At 74.6% G+C, this 16,183-nt stretch carries 12 protein-coding genes; 10 read left to right on the top strand and 2 right to left on the bottom strand.

The genetic code is table 11. The annotated features are described in order from the left end of the window. Positions 1-220 precede the first annotated feature (220 nt). The 6 genes from egtA (at position 221) to OH807_RS34340 (ending at position 8,025) form a co-directional block, all read left to right on the top strand. Positions 221-1,795 carry an ergothioneine biosynthesis glutamate--cysteine ligase EgtA gene (gene egtA, locus OH807_RS34365; protein WP_406207171.1) on the top strand — a complete coding sequence of 525 codons (1,575 nt, stop codon included), beginning with the start codon at positions 221-223 and terminating at the stop codon, positions 1,793-1,795. Further along, the gene (gene egtB / locus OH807_RS34360) at positions 1,731-3,050 is read left to right on the top strand and encodes an ergothioneine biosynthesis protein EgtB (protein WP_406211341.1); all 1,320 of its coding nucleotides are present in this window, start codon (positions 1,731-1,733) and stop codon (positions 3,048-3,050) included. Before egtA ends, egtB begins: the two co-directional genes overlap by 65 nt. After that, positions 3,050-3,787, top strand: coding sequence for an ergothioneine biosynthesis protein EgtC (egtC, locus tag OH807_RS34355; RefSeq protein WP_406207168.1), 738 nt, complete (start codon positions 3,050-3,052; stop codon positions 3,785-3,787). Before egtB ends, egtC begins: the two co-directional genes overlap by 1 nt. 125 nt (positions 3,788-3,912) lie before the next feature. Continuing rightward, positions 3,913-4,884: an L-histidine N(alpha)-methyltransferase gene (gene egtD, locus OH807_RS34350; RefSeq protein WP_406207165.1), complete on the top strand. Its 972-nt coding sequence runs from the start codon at positions 3,913-3,915 to the stop codon at positions 4,882-4,884. 129 nt (positions 4,885-5,013) lie between these two features. After that, complete coding sequence (locus OH807_RS34345; RefSeq protein ID WP_406207162.1) at positions 5,014-6,480, top strand: sugar porter family MFS transporter; 1,467 nt, start codon at positions 5,014-5,016, stop codon at positions 6,478-6,480. Between the two features lie 135 nt (positions 6,481-6,615). Next, positions 6,616-8,025 carry a nitric oxide synthase oxygenase gene (locus OH807_RS34340; RefSeq protein WP_406207160.1) on the top strand — a complete coding sequence of 470 codons (1,410 nt, stop codon included), beginning with the start codon at positions 6,616-6,618 and terminating at the stop codon, positions 8,023-8,025. On the opposite strand, the gene OH807_RS34335 is transcribed toward OH807_RS34340, so the two are convergent. Then, positions 7,968-8,726 (bottom strand): TetR/AcrR family transcriptional regulator, encoded by a 759-nt coding sequence (locus tag OH807_RS34335; RefSeq protein ID WP_406207157.1) that lies wholly within the window; start codon positions 8,724-8,726, stop codon positions 7,968-7,970. The two genes, OH807_RS34340 and OH807_RS34335, sit on opposite strands and share 58 nt — an antisense overlap. 133 nt (positions 8,727-8,859) lie before the next feature. On the opposite strand from OH807_RS34335, the gene OH807_RS34330 reads away from it, so the two are divergent. The 4 genes from OH807_RS34330 (at position 8,860) to OH807_RS34315 (ending at position 13,759) form a co-directional block, all read left to right on the top strand. Continuing rightward, complete coding sequence (locus OH807_RS34330; protein ID WP_406207156.1) at positions 8,860-10,008, top strand: acyl-CoA dehydrogenase family protein; 1,149 nt, start codon at positions 8,860-8,862, stop codon at positions 10,006-10,008. 107 nt (positions 10,009-10,115) lie between these two features. After that, positions 10,116-11,303 carry a thiolase family protein gene (locus OH807_RS34325; protein ID WP_406207153.1) on the top strand — a complete coding sequence of 396 codons (1,188 nt, stop codon included), beginning with the start codon at positions 10,116-10,118 and terminating at the stop codon, positions 11,301-11,303. Between the two features lie 139 nt (positions 11,304-11,442). Next, complete coding sequence (fabG, locus tag OH807_RS34320; RefSeq protein WP_406207150.1) at positions 11,443-12,201, top strand: 3-oxoacyl-ACP reductase FabG; 759 nt, start codon at positions 11,443-11,445, stop codon at positions 12,199-12,201. A gap of 196 nt (positions 12,202-12,397) precedes the next feature. Continuing rightward, the gene (locus OH807_RS34315; RefSeq protein ID WP_406207148.1) at positions 12,398-13,759 is read left to right on the top strand and encodes a S8 family serine peptidase; all 1,362 of its coding nucleotides are present in this window, start codon (positions 12,398-12,400) and stop codon (positions 13,757-13,759) included. 122 nt (positions 13,760-13,881) lie between these two features. Here OH807_RS34315 and OH807_RS34310 read toward each other — a convergent pair whose 3' ends face one another. Continuing rightward, on the bottom strand, positions 13,882-15,813 hold the full coding sequence (locus tag OH807_RS34310) for a hypothetical protein (protein WP_406207145.1): 1,932 nt from the start codon (positions 15,811-15,813) through the stop codon (positions 13,882-13,884). Positions 15,814-16,183 lie beyond the last annotated feature (370 nt).

Raw genomic sequence — 16,183 nt, 5'->3', positions numbered from 1 at the left:
CCGGCCGAGCCGCCCGCCGGGCCGCCCCCGCCCGGTCCCCCGACAGGCCCCACGCGAGCCCCACACAGGCCCCCGAGAGGCCCCGATCACCCGATTGCACCACCCCTGACCTGCGCGGACCCGTCTTCACGAGATGTTTGCGAAGCGCCTCCGCATGGTCCGTAGCAGACTGGGCAGGGTAGACCGGGCCGCAATCGTGATCCCGAGGATGGTGAGTCCGGTGATACCCGTTCGCCCGACCAGCCCGACCGACCGACCGAGCACCGATCCGCCGCCGACCGCGGTGACACCGCTGACCGAATCGGCCGCCCGCCGCCACATGGCCGGCGTCTGTTTCAAGATCGGTCCGCCCCGCCTGGTCGGTGTCGAGGTCGAGTGGTTCGTCCACGACGACCGATGTCCCGGCAAGCCCGTCCTACCGGAGCGGCTGCACGCCGCACTGGACGCACTGCCCCTCGGCGGGCCGGACGGCACGTCGCTCCCCTCCGGGGCCCGCCTCACCCTCGAACCCGGCGGACAGGTCGAGCTCAGCTCCCCGCCCGCCGACGGCCTCGTGGCCTGCGTCGCCGACACCCGACGCGATCTCACCACCCTGCGGGCCGCCTTCGCCGCCCAGGGTCTGCGACTCACCGGCACCGGCACCGATCCCCTGGCGCGCCCTCGGCAGATGGTGCTGGACCACCCCCGCTACCTGGCGATGGAACGTTTCTTCAACTCGGCCGGCCCCTGGGGCCGGATCATGATGACCGGCACCGCCTCCGTCCAGGTCTGCGTGGACGCCGGCCTGGAGTCCGGGCGAGGCGGCCCGAAGATCGGACCGCACGCGCTGGACCGCCGCTGGCAGCTCACCCACCGGCTCGGTCCGGTGCTGGTCGCCGCCTTCGCCAACTCGCCGCTGCTGGACGGCAGGCCCACCGGCCACCGGTCCACCCGGCAGACCGTCTGGTCCCGGATGGACCCGACCCGCACGCTCGCCCCGGCGCCGGACCACGGCGACCCGCGCGAGGCCTGGACGCGGTACGTGCTGGACGCCGAGGTGCTCTGCGTCCGCCGCCCCGGCGGCCGGCCGTGGACGGCACCGGCCGGGCTGACCTTCGCCGGCTGGCTGCGCGGGGACGGCGAGCGCCCGCCCACCCTGGCGGACCTCGACTACCACCGCACCACGCTCTTCCCGCCGGTCCGGCCGCACGGGCACCTGGAGCTGCGGATGATCGACGCCCAGCCGGGCGACGGCTGGATCGTGCCCACCGCGCTGGTCACCGCGCTGCTGGACGACCCGGTGGCCGCCGACACCGCGCTCGCCGCGCTGGAGCCGCTGGAGCGCACCGAGGGCCCTCGCCCGCCGCGCAGCGACGCCTGGCGGCGTGCCGCCACCCTCGCGGTCGCCGATCCCGAGCTGCGCCGCGCCACCCTCGCCTGCTTCGCCGCCGCCGACGCCGCGCTGGGCCGCCTGCCCGGCGCCGGGCGGCTGCGCACCGCCGTCGCCGAGTTCGCCGAGCGCTACCCCGCGCGCGGCCGCTGCCCGGCCGACGACCAGCTGGACGCGCTGCGCTCCGGCACCCGACGCACTCCCCGGAGGAGGCCGCACCATGATCGACGACGCCCGCCCGGCCGGCGCCCGCCCCTCCGGGCCCAGGGCCCCCGGCGCCCCCGCGCGCTCCGCCTCCGCACCGGCCGCCTCCTCACCCGGCGCCCCCGCACCGGCCGCCGCGCCGCCGCCCGCCGCGCCGCTGGACACCGTGCCGCTGGAGGTCCTGCGCGAGACGATCGCCGCCGAACTGCTGGCCGCCCGTGACCGCACCGCCGCGCTCACCGACTGCGTCGAGGACCACGACCTCACCGCCCAGCACTCCCCGCTGATGTCGCCCCTGGTCTGGGACCTCGCGCACATCGGCAACCAGGAGGAGCTCTGGCTGCTGCGCAACGTCGGCGGCCGGGATCCGATGCATCCCGAGATCGACACGCTGTACGACGCCTTCGAGCACCCGCGCGCCGAGCGGCCCGGTCTGCCGCTGCTGCCGCCGCACGAGGCCCGCGCGTACGCGCACGAGGTGCGCGGCCGGGTGCTCGACCTGCTGGGCGCCAGCCCACTGGAGGGCGCCCCGCTGCTGGACGCCGGATTCGCCTTCGGCATGATCGCCCAGCACGAACAGCAGCACGACGAAACGATGCTGGCCACCCATCAACTCCGGAGCGGTGAGCCCGCCCTCGCCGCTCCCCCGCCACCGCCGGCCCCGGCGGACGCCGCCGCGCTGCCCGCCGACGTCCTCGTCCCGGCGGGCCCGTTCACCATGGGCACCGACACCGAGCCATGGGCGCTGGACAACGAACGCCCGGCGCACCAGGTCGAGCTGCCGGCCTTCCGGCTGGACACCACGCCGGTCACCAACGGGGCCTACCTGCGGTTCATCGCCGACGGCGGGTACGACGACCCGCGCTGGTGGACCACCGACGGCTGGGAGCACCGGCAGCGGGCCGGCCTGACCGCCCCGCTGTTCTGGCGGCGCGAGGGCGGCCAGTGGCTCCGCCGCCGGTTCGGCGTGCTGGAGCCCGTACCGGCCGACGAGCCGGTGCTGCACGTCAGCTGGTACGAGGCCGACGCCTACGCCCGGTGGGCCGGGCGGCGGCTGCCGACCGAGGCGGAGTGGGAGAAGGCCGCCCGGCACGACCCGGCCTCCGGCCGCTCCCGCCGCTACCCGTGGGGCGACGCCGCACCCGGGCCCGAGCACGCCAACCTCGGCCAGCGCCACCTGCGCCCGGCCCCGGCCGGCAGTTACCCCGGCGGCGAGTCCCCTTACGGGGTACGCCAGTTGATGGGTGACGTGTGGGAGTGGACGGCGAGCGACTTCCGTTCGTACCCCGGCTTCCGGGCCTGGCCGTACCGGGAGTACTCGGAGGTCTTCTTCGGGCCCGAGTACAAGGTGCTGCGCGGCGGCTGCTTCGCCGTCGCACCCGTCGCCTGCCGGGGCACCTTCCGCAACTGGGACTATCCGATCCGGCGGCAGATCTTCGCCGGGTTCCGCACCGCCGCCGATCCGGAGCACGACTGATGTGCCGGCATCTCGCCTATCTGGGCGAGCCGTTGGCGCCCCGGGAGCTGCTGGTGGAGCCGCCGTCCGGGCTGCACCGGCAGTCCTGGACGCCCCGGATGCAGCAGTACGGCACGGTCAACGCGGACGGCTTCGGGCTCGGCTGGTACGCGGACGGCGACGAGGTGCCGGCCCGGTACCGGCGGGCCGGGCCGATCTGGGCCGACGCGTCCTTCGCCGATCTCGCCCGGGTGATCCGCACCCGGGCGCTGGTGGCGGCCGTCCGCTCGGCCACCGAGGGCTGTGCTGCGGGCGAGGAGGCCGCCGCGCCGTTCGCCGCCGGCGGCTGGCTGTTCAGCCACAACGGCGCGCTGGCCGGCTGGCCGGAGAGGCTGGACGCGCTGGCCGGGCTGCTGCCGCCGGCCGAGCTGCTGGAGCTCGTGGCCCGGACCGACTCGGCACTGCTCTGGGGCCTGGTGCAGCACCGGCTCCGCGCGGGGGCCGGCCTCGGCGAGGCGCTGGCCGGCACGGTCGCCGATGCGGCCGGGCACACCACCGGACGGTTCAACCTGCTGCTCACCGACGGCCGCGCCCTGGCGGCGACGGCCTGGGGCGACACCCTGCACCACCGGTCCCTGCCGGGCCGCGGGGTGGTGGTGGCCTCGGAGCCGTACGACGACCACCCGGACTGGACGGCCGTCCCGGACCGCTCGCTGCTGCTGGCCGGACCGGACGGCATCACCGTCACTCCACTCTGAGCCCCGACGCCCCCGAGGCCACCGAAGCCTCCGAAGCCACCGGCCCGGGGCCCGCGCCCCCGGCCTGCCTCCTTGCATTCCTGTCCGGGCTTTTCTTCACTTCCTGAACAGAGGACCCATCTGTCATGAGCACCTTTGATCTCACCCGGCTCCTGCCCTCCGACCACTTCAGCACCGCACTGCGGCACGACGTGCAGCACGGCCTGACCGCCGAACCGAAGTGGCTGCCGCCGAAGTGGTTCTACGACGCCCGGGGCAGCGAGCTGTTCGAGGAGATCACCCGGCTCCCGGAGTACTACCCGACCCGCGCCGAGCGGGCCATCCTGACCGCCCGGGCCGGCGAGATCGCCGCCGCCACCGGGGCCCGCACCCTGGTCGAGCTCGGCTCCGGCTCCTCCGAGAAGACCAGGCTGCTGCTGGACGCCCTGCGCGACCTCGGCACGCTGCACACCTACGTCCCGGTGGACGTCAGCGAGAGCGCGCTGGACGCCGCCGGCAAGGCACTGGCCGGCGAGTACCCCGGGCTGACGGTGCACGGCGTGCTGGCCGACTTCACCGCCCGGCTCGGGCTGCCCCCGGACGGCGGCCCGCGCCTGGTCGCCTTCCTCGGCGGCACCCTCGGCAACCTGCTGCCCACCGAGCGGGCGGCCTTCCTGCGCGGCCTGCGCGGCGCGCTCGACCCGGGCGACTCGCTGCTGCTCGGCACCGACCTGGTCAAGGACCCCGACGTCCTGGTCGCCGCCTACGACGACGCGTCCGGGGTGACCGCCGAGTTCAACCTCAACGTGCTCAACGTGCTCAACCGGGAGCTGGCCGCCGACTTCGACCCGGAGGCCTTCGAGCACGTGGCGGTCTGGGATCCGCAGCAGGAGTGGATCGAGATGCGGCTGCGCTCGCTGCGCTCGCAGACGGTGAAGATCCCGGCGCTGAACCTGCCGGTGCACTTCGAGGCGGGCGAGGAGCTGCGCACCGAGGTGTCGGCGAAGTTCCGCCGGGAGCGGGTCGCCGAGGAGCTGGCCGCCGCCGGGCTGCGGCTGCGCCACTGGTGGACGGACGACGAGGGACGGTTCGGACTGTCGCTGGCCGAGCCGATTTGATTTTTCACCTTACGAATAGGCGAGAGTAGATGGAGGGCATCCCACGTACAACACTTGAACATTGACGGGTTACGATCTCGGCTACCAAGCGGCTACCAAGCTCAGCGTTGAGTACCAGGAGTCAAGATCGTGAGCGTCACCCAGCAGCCCGACGGGCCCACGAGGCCGACGGGGTCCACGAAGCCGGCCGAGCCCGGGGCGGCGGAGGTCGCGTCCTCCGACCGCCTCGGCTTCGTCGTCTTCATCACCGCCGCCGCGGCCCTCGGTGGCTTCCTGTTCGGCTACGACAGCTCCGTGATCAACGGCGCCGTCTCCGGCATCCAGGACCGCTTCGGCGTCGGTGACGGCGTGACCGGCCTGATCGTCTCCTCGGCACTCCTCGGCTCGGCGCTCGGCGCCGCACTGGCCGGCCGGTTCGCCGACCGGTACGGCCGGATCAAGGTCATGAAGGCCGGCGCGCTGCTCTTCGCCGTCAGCGCGGTCGGCTCGATGCTCCCGTTCTCCGCCTGGGACCTCGCCGGCTGGCGGATCCTCGGCGGTGCGGCGATCGGCATCGCCTCGGTGATCGCCCCGACCTACATCGCCGAGGTGGCGCCGACCCGCTACCGCGGCCGGCTCGCCTCCTTCCAGCAGGCCGCGATCGTCCTCGGCATCGCCATCTCCCAGCTGGTCAACTGGGTGCTGGCGGACGCCGCCGGCGGCGACACCCGCGGCCGCCTGCTCGGCCTGGAGGCCTGGCAGTGGATGCTGGGCATCTGTGTGCTGCCCGCCGCCGTCTACTTCGTGCTCGCCTCGATGATCCCGGAGTCCCCGCGCTACCTGATCGCGGCCGGCCGGCTGGACGAGGCCCGCGCCGTCCTCGGGGACGTCGAGGGCCGGACCGCCGACGCCGACGCCCGGATCGCCGAGATCCAGGGCCTGATCGCCTCCGACCACCGCCCGCGCTTCGGCGACCTGCTCGGCGGCCGGTTCGGCCTGCTGCCGATCGTCTGGGTCGGCATCGGCCTCTCGGTCTTCCAGCAGCTCGTCGGCATCAACGTGATCTTCTACTACTCGTCGATCCTCTGGCAGTCGGTCGGCATCGACCAGAGCAACTCGCTGCTGATCAGCTTCATCGGCTCGGTCATCAACATCCTCGGCACCGTGGTCGCGATCCTGCTGGTCGACCGGATCGGCCGCAAGCCGCTCGCCCTGATCGGCTCGGCCGGCATGGCGATCGCGCTGGCCGCCTGCGGCTGGGCGTTCTCCTCGGCCACCGGCAGCGGCGACGCCGTCGTCCTCCCGGACCTCCAGGGCACCGTCGCGCTGATCTCCGCCAACGCCTTCGTGCTGTTCTTCGCGATGTCCTGGGGCGTGGTGGTCTGGGTGATGCTCGGCGAGATGTTCCCCAACCGGATCCGCGCCGCCGCGCTCTCCGTCGCCGCCTCGGCGCAGTGGATCGCCAACTGGGCGATCACCGTGTCGTTCCCGTCGCTCGCGCGCTGGAACCTGTCGGCGACGTACCTGGCCTACGCGGGCTTCGCGGCGCTGTCGGTCCTCTTCGTGGCACGGTTCATGAAGGAGACCAAGGGCATCCGCCTGGAGGACATGGGCTGATCGGACCGTCCTACCGTCCTACCGTTCGGCCCCCGCACCCTAGCGCCCCCGGCGCCGGTCCGGGGGCCGAATCGTTCACTCCCTGCGGCGGGCCGCTCACCTCCGGTACTCCTGGTGGCCAGGAGGGATGAGTCCTTGATCTTCAACCGGCTTCGCACCCGCAGCGCCCGCAGGCCGACGGCCGCACCGGCCACCGCCTGCCCGTACGCCCACGCCCACCCCGCACACCCCGCGCACCCCACGCACCCCGCACCGGCGGCCGAGCCCGGTCCCGGGCCGACAGCCGGACCTGCCGGACCTGCCGGGCCTGCCGGGCTGGACCGCGCCGCCGACCGCGCCGCCGACCACCCGGTCGGCCGGCCGACCGGGCACGGCACCGGATCGCTCACCCCCCACGACACGGCGCCGGGACCGGGTGGCGGCCCGGGTGGCGGCCCGGGTGGCGGCCCGGGCGGCGATCACTTCACCGACCCGGGCGCGGCCGCCGACTTCGTCCGGCAGTACCACCGCGAGCAGCCCGCCGCCGGCGACCCGGCCGCCCGCCTGCGGGCCGTCCTGGACGAGATCGACCGCACCGGCACCTACGAGCACACCCCCGCCGAACTGGCGTACGGCGCCAGGCTCGCCTGGCGCAACGCCGCCCGCTGCATCGGCCGGCTGTACTGGCGCAGCCTGGTGGTCCGCGACCTGCGGCACCTGGCGTCGGCCGACGACATCGCCACCGAGTGCTTCGAGCACCTGCGGCTGGCCACCAACGACGGCCGGATCCGCCCGGTGGTCTCGGTGTTCGCCCCCGACCGGCCCGGCCGCCCGGCCGCCCGGATCGTCAACCAGCAGCTGGTCCGCTACGCCGGCCACCCGGGCCCGGACGGCGGCTGGACCGGCGACCCGGCCGGGGCCCAACTGGCCGCCCGGGCCCGGGACCTCGGCTGGAAATGCGGCGAGGAGCGGTTCGAGGTGCTGCCGCTGCTCGTCCAGGAGCGGCCCGGCGAGCGCCCCGAGTGGTACGAACTGCCGGACGACAGCACGCTGGAGGTCGAGCTCGTCCACCCCGACCACGCGTGGTTCGCCGAGCTGGGCCTGCGCTGGTACGCGGTGCCGGCGATCAGCGACATGACGCTGGAGATCGGGGGTGTCCGCTACCCGACCGCACCGTTCAACGGCTGGTACATGGGCACCGAGATCGGTGCCCGCAACCTCGCCGACGGCGACCGGTACGACATGCTCGCGACGGTCGCCGCGGGGCTCGGCCTGGACACCTCCCACGACCGCACGCTCTGGCGCGACCGGGCGCTGGTGGAGCTGAACGTGGCGGTGCTGCACTCGTTCCAGGAGGCCGGGGTGACGATGGCCGACCACCACACCGAGTCGGAGCGGTTCCTCAAGCACGTCGCCCAGGAGCGGCGGCTCGGCCGGCCCACGCCCGCCGACTGGAGCTGGATCGTGCCGCCCGTCTCGGGCGGGCTGACCCCGGTCTACCACCGGTACTACGACCCGGTGGACCCGGCGCTCCGGCCGGCCTTCGTGGCCCGCGAGCCCTGGTGAACGCGGCCGCGCCCGGGGGCCGTGCGCTCGAAGCGTAGGGCCAGACCGTCGAGGAGCGCCTCCAGCCCGGTCTCGAAGGCGCCCTCGTCGATCGCGCTCCGGTGCTCGGCCAGCCGGTGGGCCTCGCCGAGGTGCGGGTAGTCGGCGGCGTCGTACACCCCGGCGTCCTCGGGGAAGCCCGCCGCGAACGAGGCCAGCGCCGAGCCGGCGACGAAGTACCGCATCAGCGCACCGATCCGGGTGGCCTGACCGCGCGGCCAGCCGGCCTCCACCAGGCAGCCGAAGACGGCGTCGGCCAGCCGCAGGGCGTTCGGCCGGCGCCCCGGGCCCTGCGCGAGGACCGGGACGATGTTGGGGTGTGCGGCCAGCGCCGCGCGGTAGGAGCGGGCCCAGTCGCGCAGCGCCTCCGGCCAGGGCGCGGCCGCCGGGCCGGCCACCGCTTCAGGGTCCGCCACCGGCCCCGGGCCGGTGGCGCCGCGCGCGAACATCGACAGGTCGACCTCGCCGATCACGCTGTCCACCACCGCGTCCAGCAGGTCGTCCTTGGTCGCGAAGTGGTTGTAGAGCGAGGGCCCGCTGACCGACAGCTCGGAGGCGAGCCGGCGGGTGGAGAGCGCGGCCAGCCCCTCGGCGTCGATGAGCCGGAGCGCCGCCGTGACGATCCGCTCGCGGCTGAGCAGGGGGGTGCGCGGGCGGGCCATCGGCGTGGTTCCTCCGGTCGGGTGGGTGCGGACCGATTCTGGCAGGTGCCCCTTCCCAGCGTGCCCCGGTCGGGGCTACAGTCCCCGTAAAACTTGCAGCGCTAGTTTAACGGCCGCGGCCGAAGGGGTGTCGATGAACCTGGAGCTCTCCGAGGAACAGGCCGCCCTCCGCGACCTCACCGCCACCTTCGTCGACCGCGAGATCGCCCCGCACGCCGCCGCGTGGGACCGCGCCGAGTCCGTCGACCGCGCGATCGTCGGCAGGCTCGGCGCACTCGGCCTGCTCGGCCTCACCCTCCCCGAGGAGTACGGCGGCAGCGGCGGCGACCACCTCGCGTACTGCCTGGCCCTGGAGGAGCTGGGCCGGGGCGACTCCGCCGTCCGCGGCATCGTCTCGGTCTCGCTCGGCCTGGTCGCCAAGTCGATCAACGGCTACGGCACCGAGGAGCAGAAGCGTCACTGGCTGCCCCGGCTCACCTCCGGCGAGGCGCTCGGCTGCTTCGCCCTCACCGAACCCGGCACCGGCTCCGACGCCGCGAACCTCACCACGAGGGCCGTCCGGGACGGCGGCTCCTGGCTGATCAGCGGCACCAAGATGTTCATCACCAACGGGACGTGGGCCGACGTCGCCCTGGTCTTCGCCCGCACCGGCGAGCCCGGCCACCGCGGAGTGACGGCCTTCCTCGTCCCCACCGACCTGCCCGGCTTCGGCCGCACCGAGATCCACGGCAAGCTCGGCCTGCGCGGCCAGGCCACCGCGGAACTCTCCCTCGACGCCGTCCGGGTGCCCGACTCCGCCCGGCTCGGCGAGCCCGGCAAGGGGTTCACGGTGGCCATGGCCGCGCTCGCCAAGGGCCGGATGTCCGTCGCGGCCGGCTGCGTCGGGATCGCCCGGGCCTGCCTGGACGCCGCCGTCCGGTACGCGGGCGAACGCGAGCAGTTCGGCAAACCGATCGCCTCGCACCAGCTGGTGCAGGACCTGCTGGCCGGCATCGCCGTGGACGTCGAGGCCGCCCGGCTGCTCACCTGGAAGGTCGCCGACCACATCGACCGCGGCCTGCCGTTCGCCACCGAGTCCTCCGTCGCCAAGCTCTTCGCGAGCGAGGCCGCCGTCCGGGCCGCCAACAACGCGCTCCAGGTGTTCGGCGGCTACGGGTTCATCGACGAGTACCCGGTCGGCAAGTACCTGCGCGACGCGCGGGTGATGACCCTCTACGAGGGCACCAGCCAGATCCACAAGCTGCTCATCGGGCGGGCGCTCACCGGCGTCAACGCCTTCTGACGCTGCCGCCCGGCCGCCCGGCTGTTCCGCTGTTTCGCTGTCCCCACCCGCTGTCCCGCTGTTCTGCTGTCCCGCCCACCCGCTGTCCCGATAAGGAGCCCGACGACGTGCGTCCTGTCTACTTCGCCGCAGCCCGCCGCACACCCATCGGCCGGCTGCGCGGAGCGCTCGCCACGGTCCGCCCCGACGACCTCTCGGCCACCGTGCTGCGCGCCCTGCTCGCCGACCTGCCGGCCCTCGACCCCGCCCGCATCGACGACGTCTACTGGGGCGCCGCCAACCAGGCCGGCGAGGACAACCGCAACGCCGCCCGGATGGCCGTCCTGCTGGCCGGCCTGCCCGACAGCGTCCCCGGCGCCACCGTCAACCGGCTCTGCGCCTCGGGCCTGGAGGCCGTCACGATGGCCGCCCGGGCGATCGGCTCCGGCGAGGCCGACGTGGTGCTGGCCGGCGGCTGCGAGTCGATGACCCGCGCCCCCTTCGTGCTGCCCCGCCCCGACGAGGCGCTGCCGCACCGGATCGAGACCTACGACACCCGGCTCGGCTGGCGGCTCACCAACCCCCGGATGGCCGAGCTGCACGGCGTCCTCGCCATGGGCGAGACCGCCGAGGAGGTCGCCGGCCGGTACGGGATCACCCGCGAGCGCCAGGACGCCTTCGCCCTGCGCAGCCACCAGCTGGCCGGGGCCGCCCGCAAGGACGGGCACTTCGACGCCGAGCTGATCCCGGTCGAGCGGCCGGACGGCGTGACGGTCGGCCAGGACGAGGGCATCCGCGAGGACACCAGCCTGGAGAAGCTGGCCCGGCTGAAGCCCGCGTTCCGGGCGGGCGGCACCGTGACGGCGGGCAACGCCTCGCCGATGAACGACGGCGCGGCCGGACTGGTGCTGGTCAGCGAGGAGGCGCTCGGCGATCTCGGCCTCCAGCCGCTCGGCCGGTACGTCGCGGGCGCCTCGGCCGGCGTCCACCCGGACGTGATGGGCATCGGCCCGGTGCCGGCCACCCGCAAGGCGCTGGACCGGGTCGGCTGGACCGTCGGCACGCTGGAGGAGGCGGAGCTGAACGAGGCGTTCGCCGCCCAGGCGCTGGCCTCCGTCGACGGGCTGGGCATCGACCCGGAGCTGGTCAACCCGACCGGCGGTGCGATCGCCCTCGGCCACCCGCTGGGCGGCTCGGGCGCCCGCATCCTCACCACCCTGCTGCACCGGATGCGCCGCAACGGCACCCGGCGCGGGCTGGCGACCATGTGTGTCGGCGTCGGCCAGGGCACCGCGGTGCTGGTGGAATCCGTCTGACGGGCGGCGGGCGCAGCCGGACGGGCGGCGGGCGGGCCACCGCCGCCGCCCGCCCACCCGCCGCTCCCCCGATCGCCCCCCACTCGACTCGTCCCCCCATGACCCATCCCCCGTTCCTCAAGCAATCGAAGGAGTTGCCGTGACTCGTTTCGCAGGCAAGGTCGCCGTCGTCACCGGCGCGGCGCAGGGCATCGGCGCGGCCACCGCGCGCCGGCTGGCGGAGGAGGGCGCGACGGTCGCCGTCGTCGACCTCACCGCCGAACGCGCCGCCGGCACCGTCGAGGAGATCACCGCCAAGGGCGGCACCGCACGTGCCTACGGCTGCGACGTGGCCGACTACGACGCGGTGGCGGCCGTGTTCGCCGCGGTCGCGGGCGATTTCGGCGGCGTGCACATCCTGGTCAACAACGCCGGGATCACCCGGGACAACCTGTTCTTCAAGATGCCCAAGTCCGACTGGGACGCCGTCCTGACGGTCAACCTGACCAGCGCCTACAACTGCAGCCACGTCGCGCAGACGTACATGGTGGCGCAGAAGTACGGCAAGATCGTCTCGCTCAGCTCGCGCTCGGCCCTCGGCAACCGGGGCCAGGCCAACTACGCCGCCGCCAAGGCCGGCATCCAGGGGCTGACGGCCACCCTGGCGATCGAGCTGGGGCCGTTCAACATCAACGTCAACGCCGTCGCGCCGGGCTACATCGCCACGCCGATGACGGCCGCCACGGCCGAGCGGGTCGGCGCCACCGCCGAGGGCCACCAGGAGGAGGTCGCCGCGCGGACGCCGCTGCGCAGGGTCGGTCTGCCGGAGGAGGTGGCCTCCGTGGTCGCCTTCCTGGCCAGCGAGGACGCCTCGTACGTCAGCGGGCAGACCTTGTACGTCAACGGTGGGGCGCGCTGATCCTTCCTGACGTTTCGTCAGGTCGCCGTCCCCGGTGGTGGGTTACCTTCGCCTGGGACGGCCTTTACCTTTTCCGGTGGCCTGGCGCGACCATGCCGGCAGTACGAAATGACTATGGCATGATCATGTGGCAATCGATGGGATGGCCGGACCGACCCGACCGAACCAGGTCGGGCCCTGCGTCCCAAGGAGTCCCATGGGCAGCCCCGCCACCCTCCGCCGCGCCCTGGCCCTGCTCGCCGCCGGGGCCACCGCCCTCACCGCCGGCACGCTCTCCGTCCCGGTCGTGAGCGCCACGGCCTCCGGCAGCCTGGCCGGCGTGCACGTCCGCCCCGCCTCCGCCGGGCACATCAGCGCCACCGGACGCACCGCACCACTGCCCACCTCGCAGTGCGTCAGCGAGATCGGCATCCACTGCTACTCGCCGCTCCAGTACCGGACGGCCTACAACCTGGACCCCCTGTACAAGGAGGGCATCACCGGCAAGGGCCGCACCATCGTCATCGTCGACTCGTTCGGCTCGCCGACCATCCAGCACGACCTGGAGGTCTTCGACAAGCAGTGGGGCATCCCCGACACCCAGGTCGAGGTCGTCAAGTGGGGCAACGTCCCGCCGTTCGACCCGACCAACGCCGACCACACCGGCTGGGCCGGTGAGACCACCCTCGACGTCGAGTACGCCCACGCCGTCGCCCCGGACGCGCACATCGTCCTGGTCGAGACCGGCGTCGCCGAGACCGAGGGCACCACCGGCCTCCCCGAGATGATGGACGCCGAGAAGGCCCTCATCAAGGCCGGCAAGGGCGACGTGATCTCGCAGAGCTTCGGCGCCACCGAGAACACCTTCCCCGGCTTCGACAAGGGCGACTTCAAGTCCCTGACCGACCTGCGGTACGCCTTCAAGGAGGCCGCTGCCCACGACGTCACCGTGCTGAGCGCCTCCGGCGACAACGGCGCGACCGACGCCCAGGAGAACGGCGAGGACCTGTACCCGTACAAGGTCAACTCCTGGCCGTCCAGCGACCCGCTGGTCACCTCCATCGGCGGCACCCAGCTCAGCCTGGACGACACCGGCAAGCGCACCGCACCGGACAAGGTCTGGCACGACAACTACGGGGCCGGCGGCGGCGGCGTCTCCGGCGTCTTCGAGCGCCCCTGGTACCAGGCCGGCGTGGCGAACGTCACCGGCAACCACCGCGGCACGCCGGACATCAGCATGAGCGCCGCCGTGGACGGCGGCGCCTGGACGTACGAGTCGTACGACCCGAAGTCCGTGGGCTGGCACCTCACCGGCGGCACCAGTGAGGCCACCCCGATCTTCTCCGGCGTCGTCGCCCTCGCCGACCAGCTCGCCGGCCGCCGCCTCGGCCAGCTCAACTGGCGCCTCTACGGCCTCAACCTGCTCCCGCAGCAGTGGAGCGGCCTGGTCGACGTGACCACCGGCGACAACTCCTGGGACAAGGTGACGGGCTACCAGGCCGCCAAGGGCTACGACCTCGCCAGCGGCCTCGGCACCGTCGACGCCGCCAAGTTCGTCCACGCCCTCGCGGGCCGCTAAGCACTGAGCGCACCACCCCACGACGGAGGGGGAGGCCGGGCCACCCGGCTTCCCCCTCCGTCGTGTCCGGACGCGGGCGGGTGCCGGCCGGCGGGCCGGCCCGGTCCGCCCCCGACGGTTGCTCAGGAGGCCCCGGGGTGGGGCGCGGCGGCGAGGTGGGCGAGGTGGCGTTCGGCGGCCCGGAGCTTGCGGCCGTCGGGGCCGGGGAGGTGGGCGCGCAGCTCGATGATCTCGGGGGCGATCCGGATCGCCTCGGCGCGGTCCGCGATCGCGCGCCAGCAGGCCTCGGCATTGGTGGCCGCCTGCTGGGTCTCCGGGTGCTCCGGGCCACGGGAACGGAGCAGGGCCAGCGCGACCTCGCGGTAGATGTCCGCCGCCTCGATCGTCTTCCCGGCCAGCCGGCTCACGTGGGCGCGGACCTGACGGACCTGGAGCACCGGTTCGGAGACGGCGCCGTGCTCGGCGATCGCCTCCAGTTCGAGGGCGAAGGCCAGGTCGGTGGCGCCCGCGTGGTCACCGGCGTCGGCACTGCGGACGATCCGGCCGATCACCTCCAGGTAGTCGGCGCGCGGCTGCGAGGCGGCGGGCTCGGTGCCGGCCGGGGCGGCGGGCTCGGCGCCGGCCGGCGTGGCGGGCTCGGGCTCGGGCTCGGCACCCGTGGCGGGCGCCGGTTCGACGGCGGCCGGGGCCGCGTCCGACGGAGCAACGTCCGGGGCGGTGACGCCGTCCGGGGCAGGGGCAGCACGGGTGTGCTTGTCGAGGGTGACCGCGCCCTCCGGGGTGGGGCGCCAGGCGTAGGCCTTCGCCAGGTCGACCGGCCGGGCCGGGGCCGGGGCTGTCGGGGGAACGGCGGGCTTGAACAGGTTCACCGGTCCGTCGGCGGCCGACGCCCGCACCGCCACCGGGGCGCCGCCGGGCGCCGGTACCGAACCCGCCACGGCCGCCCCGAACCCCACCGCGGCGGGCTTGTCCAGGAGGACGGCGGGGCGCCGCGCGGGCGCCGCGTCCTGCGGCGTGACGTCACGAGGCACCGCCTCGCGTGGCACCGCGTCACGCGGCCCGGCGTCCCGTGCGGGCGCCGGACGCGGCGTCAGGGCGGCCGGGCGCGGGCCGTCGTACGACATGCTCTCCACCACGCCGTCCGTGCGGCGGGCGGTGTTGCGGAAGATCGGCCGGTTCGGCGCGTGGGTGGCGAGGATGATGACGTCCGGGCGCAGCACCGAGTACACCTGCTGGCGCAGCTGCTCCGGCGCGAGGACGGCGTCCGCGCCGGGGCGGCCGCCGTGCAGGGCCTCGATCAGGGCGCGGGTGAAGGTGCCGACCTGCTCCGGATCGGGGCTGACCACCGCCCAGAGCGGGAGGCCGTCGGTGAGCGGGGAGACGGTGCCCTGGAGGAACGGCCAGGCGTTCTGGTCGGCGCTGAGGTCCGCGATCACCAGGGTCAGCCAGTCGGCGGGCCGGTGCCGCAGCTCACCGGCGACCGCCTGCCAGGCGAGACCGTCCTGCCGGACGCTGCCGGGCTTGGAGTCGCGCAGGGTCAGGTGGAGTTGGCCGCCGCGCTTGTCGGCGAGCAGGTGCCCGCCGAGGTGGACGAGCAGCGGTCCGGGGTGACGGGCGGCGGCGCGCAGGTGGGCGAGCACGGTGTGCGGGTCGCTGGCACCGGGGAGGTGGACGGCGTCCACCGCGTCGGCCGAGAGCAGGACCTGCGGGGAGACGGCGGCGAGCATCGCGGAGAGCACCGGCGCCTGGGACGGTCCGCCGCGGCCCCAGGTGCGGCGGCCGGAGGTGCCGTAGCCGCCCTCGACCACCAGGATGCGTCCGCGGGGCGCCGCGCCGAGGCCGCCCGGCGCGGCGGCACCGACCGGGACGCCGTGGGCGGGGGTCGTGGCGGGCAGCGGCGGACCGGCCGGGTGCGGCGTGCCGTGGGCCGGCGTCGTGCCCGGAAGCGGGCCGGGACCGGGGGCCAGAGCGGGGAACGGAGCGGGACCGGGGGCCGGAGCGGGAGCGGGGAACCGCGGCGGCGTGGCCGAAGGCGGTGGAGCGAGCACGGACATGCCGGTGACGGTCCATCCGGTCTGCGGCACCGGCGGTGGTGGCGTCGGCGGGACGGCGGAGGAGGTGGCCGGCTCGGGCCAGGGCGCCACGCCGGGCCCCGACTCCGGCCCCTGCCCCTGTCCCTGCCCCTGGTCCGGCGTCCCGAAATCGGCTCCGGTCCCGGGCCCCGGGACGGGGAGTGACGGTTCGTACAGCGCAGCGGGGCCGGGTACGTGTTCCTCGTACGGGTTGCGCGGGTGCGGCGGCACGGCATCCTGCGGGGTGGCGTCGGCCACGGGATCGGGACTGCCGGGGACAGCCGTCGTCTCCGCCATCTCTGGTCACCGCCCCGCCCCGCCGTCCAGCGGCGTCTGACTGCCTTGCCCTGTG

This window comes from Kitasatospora sp. NBC_01560, assembly GCF_045208415.1.
Lineage (GTDB): Bacteria > Actinomycetota > Actinomycetes > Streptomycetales > Streptomycetaceae > Kitasatospora.
Note: the sequence above shows the minus strand (reverse complement) of the source record. Positions and strands in the feature narration are given on the sequence as shown.

Excerpts from the sequence above, each read along its gene's own strand:
- egtC (WP_406207168.1), top strand. The coding sequence starts at position 3,050 with ATGTGCCGGCATCTCGCCTATCTGGGCGAGCCGTTGGCGCCCCGGGAG.
- egtD (WP_406207165.1), top strand. The coding sequence starts at position 3,913 with ATGAGCACCTTTGATCTCACCCGGCTCCTGCCCTCCGACCACTTCAGC.
- OH807_RS34335 (WP_406207157.1), bottom strand. The coding sequence starts at position 8,726 with ATGGCCCGCCCGCGCACCCCCCTGCTCAGCCGCGAGCGGATCGTCACG.
- OH807_RS34330 (WP_406207156.1), top strand. The coding sequence starts at position 8,860 with ATGAACCTGGAGCTCTCCGAGGAACAGGCCGCCCTCCGCGACCTCACC.
- OH807_RS34315 (WP_406207148.1), top strand. The coding sequence starts at position 12,398 with ATGGGCAGCCCCGCCACCCTCCGCCGCGCCCTGGCCCTGCTCGCCGCC.
- OH807_RS34310 (WP_406207145.1), bottom strand. The coding sequence starts at position 15,813 with ATGTCCGTGCTCGCTCCACCGCCTTCGGCCACGCCGCCGCGGTTCCCC.